This is a genomic window from Cupriavidus alkaliphilus, from assembly GCF_900094595.1.
Lineage (GTDB): Bacteria > Pseudomonadota > Gammaproteobacteria > Burkholderiales > Burkholderiaceae > Cupriavidus > Cupriavidus alkaliphilus.
Genome location: NZ_FMAD01000013.1, coordinates 151,442 through 157,750, shown reverse-complemented (window position 1 = coordinate 157,750; position 6,309 = coordinate 151,442). Strand labels below are relative to the sequence as shown.

Annotated in this window: 6 protein-coding genes and 1 pseudogene; 3 read left to right on the top strand and 4 right to left on the bottom strand. The window is 66.2% G+C overall.

Features of this window, described 5'->3' with window-relative positions:
* A pseudogene (locus tag GA0116996_RS28130) lies at positions 1-154 on the bottom strand (amino acid permease); the annotation flags it as partial.
* Between the two features lie 266 nt (positions 155-420).
* Positions 421-1,515: a branched-chain amino acid aminotransferase gene (locus GA0116996_RS23865; RefSeq protein ID WP_092316539.1), complete on the bottom strand. Its 1,095-nt coding sequence runs from the start codon at positions 1,513-1,515 to the stop codon at positions 421-423.
* A gap of 557 nt (positions 1,516-2,072) precedes the next feature.
* Here GA0116996_RS23865 and GA0116996_RS23860 point away from each other — a divergent pair.
* The 3 genes from GA0116996_RS23860 (at position 2,073) to GA0116996_RS23850 (ending at position 4,510) form a co-directional block, all read left to right on the top strand.
* Entirely contained in the window at positions 2,073-3,440 is a 1,368-nt protein-coding gene (locus GA0116996_RS23860) for a patatin-like phospholipase family protein (protein WP_244159968.1), read from the top strand.
* 184 nt (positions 3,441-3,624) lie between these two features.
* A complete protein-coding gene (locus GA0116996_RS23855) occupies positions 3,625-4,104 on the top strand; it encodes a carboxymuconolactone decarboxylase family protein (RefSeq protein WP_092316536.1) in 480 nt (159 codons plus the stop codon).
* 4 nt (positions 4,105-4,108) lie between these two features.
* The gene (locus tag GA0116996_RS23850; protein WP_092316534.1) at positions 4,109-4,510 is read left to right on the top strand and encodes a cupin domain-containing protein; all 402 of its coding nucleotides are present in this window, start codon (positions 4,109-4,111) and stop codon (positions 4,508-4,510) included.
* A 33-nt stretch (positions 4,511-4,543) separates the two neighbouring features.
* Here the strand turns inward: GA0116996_RS23850 and GA0116996_RS23845 are convergent, their stop codons facing one another.
* Positions 4,544-5,335 carry a transporter substrate-binding domain-containing protein gene (locus tag GA0116996_RS23845; protein ID WP_092316532.1) on the bottom strand — a complete coding sequence of 264 codons (792 nt, stop codon included), beginning with the start codon at positions 5,333-5,335 and terminating at the stop codon, positions 4,544-4,546.
* A gap of 130 nt (positions 5,336-5,465) precedes the next feature.
* Positions 5,466-6,293: a MipA/OmpV family protein gene (locus GA0116996_RS23840; RefSeq protein WP_244159966.1), complete on the bottom strand. Its 828-nt coding sequence runs from the start codon at positions 6,291-6,293 to the stop codon at positions 5,466-5,468.
* Positions 6,294-6,309: the final 16 nt, after the last annotated feature.

Sequence of the window (6,309 nt, the reverse complement as noted above, 5' to 3'; positions counted from 1 at the left end):
GCGCGCCGGTGCCGGTCAGCACGAAGATGCCGGTGCCGATGATGGCGCCGATGCCCATCAGCACCAGGTCGACCGGACCCAGCACCTTTTTCAGGGCGGCGACGTGGCGCTGCGCCAGCATGGCGTCAATGTCCTTGGTTCGGAACAAGCTCATATAGGGATCTCCTAAATGGGTCTTGCCGCGCGCTCGCACGGCTGCGCGCCGGAGATGGCGGCGAGGCATGCGGTGCGCTGGCATACGGGCAGCGTGCCGACGGGTAGACGACACCGCTTGCCGGCACGCAGGTCGCGCGCCGGTCCCGGTAGTTTTTTGGGAATGGCCCAGACCGCCCAGGCGGTGGGACAGACGTCAAATCAGATCAACGCGGCGAGCGTTGCACTGCGATGCCTTGCTCGCCGCCGAGGTCAATCACGCCGATCTCAATCGACGTGATGCACCCATCCGAACGGGTCGGCGATGCTGCCGCGCTGGATGCCGGTCAGCAAGCCACGGAGGCGTTGCGTGACTTCGCCTTCGCCGCCGTTGCCGATGGTGAATTCGCCGCCGGCGTGACGCACCTGCCCGATGGCGGTAACGACCGCGGCAGTGCCGCAGGCGAAGGTTTCCCTGACCCGGCCACTGGCTGCGTCGGCGCGCCACGACTCGAAGTCGTATGGCGTTTCGCTGACCGGAATGCCCTCGTGCCGGGCCAGTTCGATGATCGAAGCGCGGGTAATGCCCGGCAGGATGGTCCCTTTCAGGGGCGGCGTGCGCAGCGAGCCGTCATCCATCACGAAGAACACGTTCATGCCGCCGAGCTCCTCGATCCAGCGGTGCTCCGCAGCGTCCAGGAACACGACCTGGTCGCAGCCCTTGGCCGCGGCCTCGGTCTGCGCGATCAGGCTGGCGGCGTAATTGCCGCCGCATTTGGCGGCGCCGGTGCCGCCGGAAGCCGCACGGGTGTATTGATCCGACACCCAGACGGTCACCGCGGACTTGCCGGGCTTGAAATACGGGCCGACCGGACACGCGATCACGCAGAATATGAATTCGGCCGAAGCACGCACCCCGAGAAAATTCTCCGAGGCGAACATGAACGGGCGCAGGTAAAGGCTGCCCTGGCTGCCAGGAATCCAGGCGCGGTCAATATCGACGAGCGCTTCCACGGCTTGCAGGAAGGTGGCCTCGGGCAGGTCCGCCATCGACATGCGGGCAGCGGAGGCGCGAAAACGCTTCGCGTTCTCCTGCGGCCGGAACAGCGAGATCCTGCCGCCCTCGCCACGGTATGCCTTCATGCCCTCGAAGATCTCCTGCGCATAGTGCAGCACTGCGCAGGCGGGATCGATCTGGAAAGGACGGCGTGCTTCGACCCTGGCGTCATGCCAGCCGCGACCGTCGGTCCAACGGATCGTGACCATGTGATCGGTGAACACGCGACCGAAGGCGGGGTTCTCCAGCCTGGCAGCGATCTGCCCGGCGGGGGTGGGGCCGGGATGGGGCTCCACAACGAACTGCAATGGATTTTCGGTGGTCATGCTTCAGTGCTCGGGGGATGTTGGGCCGTATGGCCTGGCCGCCGCGGTAGCGTTTTCCGGGACGGGTGCGCTGCAAGGGAGGAGTATTGGGCAAAGGCGCGGCGCGGCCGCGGGCGACCGACCGCGGCCTGGTGCAGGCTGGCGCGCAGGGTGGCATTCACGATGTCTGTCTCCTGATGCTTCTTTTTGTCCGGACGAGTGTATGAAGCGGCCGCCCCGCAGTAAATTCAAGAATTCCAACATCTGGTATGTGCAAAACGAATAGCGGGCGACGGTTCTCAAGGCGCTGCCGACCCGAGGTCTTCAGGTCTGGGATCGTGACGGCGATCCCCTCGGTGGCGAGGTACGTGCCGTGCCCGACGTGATGCCATATCATGGCGAGGCAACCGCCATCGGATGCTTGCGGCAACGCATCTCCACTATCCCATCCTGCACCCCGGGCCACGCCAAGCATGTCTCGTCACGATCCCTCTCTCCGCCGGAACAGCTGCCTGCCCGGGTCACCCGGGCGGCCAGGAAGCGGGCGCGGCACCTGCGGCAAGGCCGTCCGCGCCCTGATGGTGCTTGTGCTTGCGGGAGTCGGTGCCTGCGGCTCGCTTTCTCACAATGTCCCCCGCAATCTGCCCCAGGCAACGGCCGCCAGCGCTGCCGTGCCGTTGCGTGAACCTGCCGATGTCGCCGGGCCGACGACCATCGCGATGGCGTTCTCCGGCGGCGGCACGCGGGCCGCGGCCTTCGCCTTCGGCGCGCTCCAGGGGCTTGACGCCATGGGGGGTCGTGACGGCGCTTCCTTGCTCGACGACGTGGCCTTTATCAGCAGCGTGTCCGGAGGCTCGCTCACCGCCGCCTACTACGGCCTGCATGGCAAGGACAGCCTGGCGACGTTCCGCTCGGTGCTTCTGAAAGACGGCGAGGCGCGGCTGCGCTTCAGCCTCCTTAACCCCCTCAACGTTGCGCGGCTCTTTGGCGGGGGCCTCAATAACCGGGAAGACCTCCGGACCTGGCTGGACGAAGACGTGTTCAAGGGGGCCACCTACGCCGACATGTTCCGCCGCGGCAAGCCGCTGGTGTGGATCAACGCCACCAACGTCTATTATCGGGTCGCGTTTCCGTTCAGCCAGCTGGCATTCGATGCGCTTTGCAGCGATCTCGCCAGCTTTCCCGTCTCCGAGGCCGTCGCGGCTTCCATGGCGGTGCCGCTGTTCTTCGCGCCCATCGTGCTGGAGAAGCACCCGCAGGCTTGCCGTGCGCCGCTGCCCAACCTCGATCACGCCGATGCGCCGGGGCAATCGCTGCTGATCGGCGCGTTGGCGGTTGCCGTGCGCGGCCACCGGGATCTGTCCAGGGGCAAGTACATCAAGCTGGTCGATGGCGGCGTGACCGACAATTACGGCCTGGCCACCATCTTCCAGTCGCGCCTGCTGCTGGGCACGGCCTACGGGCCCATGAGCGAGAACGACGCGATCAAGGTGCGGCGGCTGCTGTTTGTCGTGGTCGATGCCGGCCAGGGGCCGCGCGGCGACTGGAACCAAAGCCAGGTCGGCCCGTCGGGGATCGAAGTGGCAAACGCGTCCATCGACGCGGCCATGGCCACCAACGTGCGCATGAGCTATGACGCCTTCGTTCCGATGATGAGGCAGTGGCGCAACGACCTGGTGGCGTATCGGTGCGCCATGCCGCTTGAACGGCAGCAGGCTATCGCCGCAAGTCGTCCGGGCTGGCGCTGCGACGACGTCGAGTTCTTCGTCACACGGATCGCCTTCGACGCTCTCGACAAGGCGCGTGCCGCAAGCCTGAACGAGCTGCCGACCAGGCTCCGGCTGCCCGAGAAGGATGTCGACCGCCTGATCGAAGCTGGCAGGGACGCCATCCTGGGCAACCCGGTGATCCGCGCGTTCGAGCGCGAAGCCAACGCGGCGCGGTAGTTCCGTTGCAGGCCGGTCCGGTGCCGCCGCATCGTGCCCGACGATTGGTGTCGGCGCGGTAACAGTGCGTGTACTTCTGCGGCACTACCGGTGCGCCCGGCGTACGGCTACGCTTCCTTCCACGCGGTCCCTGCCATCCGGCGCAGGCCCGCCGGGTATCCCCGCCATCTCAGCAGGAGCGATCATGACGCAACGCCTAAACTTCTTCCAGCAATCCCCGGAGCTTTCCAAGAAGCTCATGGAACTCAGCAGCCTGTTCCCGAAAACGACGATCGAGCAGCACATTCGCGAGCTCGTCGAGATTCGCGCGTCGCAGCTCAACGGCTGCGCGTTCTGTGTCGACATGCACGTCAAGATGGCGAAAATCCACGGCGAGCGCGAGCTGCGGCTGCACCACGTGGCGATCTGGCGCGAATCGACGCTGTTCTCGCCGCGCGAGCGCGCCGCGCTGGCCTGGACCGAGGCGCTGACCCAGCTGCCCGCGCACGGGGTGCCGGACGACGTCTACGAGCGCGTGCTGACGCAGTATTCCGAGAAGGAGCTGTCCGACCTCACTTTCCTGGTGGGCTCCATCAACACCTGGAACCGGCTGAACGTCGCCTTCCGCACGGTGCCGGGTTCCTCCGACAAGGCCTTCGGCCTGGACAAGGCCAACCTGGAGTAATGCCATGAAACGGTCGATTGCCATGGCGGCGAGCCTGCTGCTGCTGATGTCGGCGCCGCTGGCCAATGCCGCGCCGCCCGAGGTGGTGGTCAAGTCGCTGACCACCAAGGCACTGCCCGATTATGCGGGCAAGGAAGTCGAGATGATCACGGTGGAGTACCCGCCCGGCGGCTTCGACCCGGTGCACCGCCATGACGCGCATGCGTTTGTCTATGTGCTCGAAGGCAGCATTGTCATGGGCGTGAAGGGCGGCAAGGAGGTGACGCTGAAGGCGGGCGAGACCTTCTACGAAGGCCCGGACGACCTCCACACCGTCGGTCGCAATGCCAGCAAGACCAGGCCCGCGAAGTTTGTCGTGTTCCTGCTCAAGAAGCAGGGGGCGCCGGTCTTTACCCCGGTGAACTAGCGGTTTGCGCCGGCGCCAATCTCATGCGCAACGCTACTTCCCCAGCCAGGCCGCACGGCGCGCGTCGAATTCCCCGCCAGCCCTGGCCAGGTGCAGCCACTGGTCGACGTACCGCTTGAACACCTCGTCGCCATTGGGCAGCAGATAGCCCATTTCAGCGTACTGCAGCGGCTTGTCGGGATTGACCGCGCACAGCTCGGGATGGGCCTTGCTCTGGACGATGGCTTCGGCGGCCTCGGTGACGAAGACGTCGGCGCGGCCCTGGATCACCTCGTCGAAGATCGTCAGGTTGTCCTTGTGCATGGTCAGCCTGGCCTGGGACAGGTGCGTGCGGGCGAAGCGCTCGTTGCTGCCGCCCGGATTGGCGATCACGCGCACGCCGGGGCGGTTGATGGCCTCCACGGTCTGGAAGCGCTGCACATTCTCGCAGCGGGTGATCGGCGTCTTGCCATTGACCATGTAGGGCGCGCTGAAATAAGCCTGCTTCTGGCGTTCCAGCGACACCGAGATGCCGCCGGCGCCGATATCGCACCTGCCGCCGACGAAGTCCGGCATCAGCGTGGCCCAGCTGGTCTTGACGAATTGCGGCTTGGCGCCGAGCGAGCTGGCCAGCGATGCCATCAGGTCCACGTCGAGCCCCTCGTACTGGCCTTCCGACTTCATGAAGCTGAAGGGCTTGTAGTCGCCGGGCGTGCAGACGCGCAGCACGCCCGATTGCGCGACGCGGGTCAAAGTGGGCGACAGCGCGGGGGCCGGCGCGGCCGGCTGCGAGAACACCGGGGCGGCGCAGAGCAGGGCAACGGCGCTGACGATCGTCCTTGTCATTGGCATCTTCGTTTTTCTCTGTGTTGGGTTCGGGAAATGAGGCCGGGGCGGCATGCGGAAATATATCGCATGCGTTTGCCCGCATGCGGTCAGCCGATCCGCAACGATACGCAACGGTCCGCCCGTGGCCTTATTCCCGGCTCTGTACGTATGTCGACGACTGGCCGAAGATCCAGCTCAGTGCCAGCCCGGCGGCCAGGGCGTCTTTGCGGCGCACCAGCGGGCTGTCCTCGAAGCTGGCGCCGTCGAGCCGGTCGTAGCGGACGAAGGCGCCGAACCAGACATGGCGAAAGCGCTTGGACAACGAAGCCAGCGCCATGCTGCCGGAATAGCCGCCGCGCGCGACGTAGGCCGGACGCGCCGCGGTCGCGAACTGCGCCTCGACGGAATAGAAATACTGGTTGTAGCGCGCGGTCGAGAACAGCGGCCCCGCCATCAGGCCCAGGTTCCAGCCCGGCAGGCCGCCGACGTTGGCAACGTCGAGGTTCAGGTTCGGCGAAAAGATCCAGCCTATCGCCTTGGGCGACGATTCCACGGTCACGGCCAGCCGTACCGGCAGCCGCAGATCCAGCCTGGTGCGGTCCTCGGCGGAATGCCAGAGCGTGACCGCCAGCGAAGGCCCGATTTCCACGGCGGTCTTGAGATCCGGCATGCCGCGGCGGACTTCATCCTGGCTGCTCCTGACGGGGAGCGAGAGGCCGAGGCTGACATTTGCCTCGATGCGGTCGCTGTCGAACAGCTTGCCGCGCACCCCGCTCCGGTCCGCGCGCAGATGCTCGCCGCGGTAGACAAAGTAGGGGACCGGAAACAGCAGGTTGGCGCGCGAGTCCGAGCCGCGGTAGTGCGGCAGGGTGATGCCGCCGACTCCAAGCCCGGCTTCCCACAACGGCCGCTCGATGGCATCGAAATCCTGTGCCCAGCAGGTCGTTGCGAATGCCGCGGCAATGGCCGGGAGCACGCGGCAGTGTTTGCGC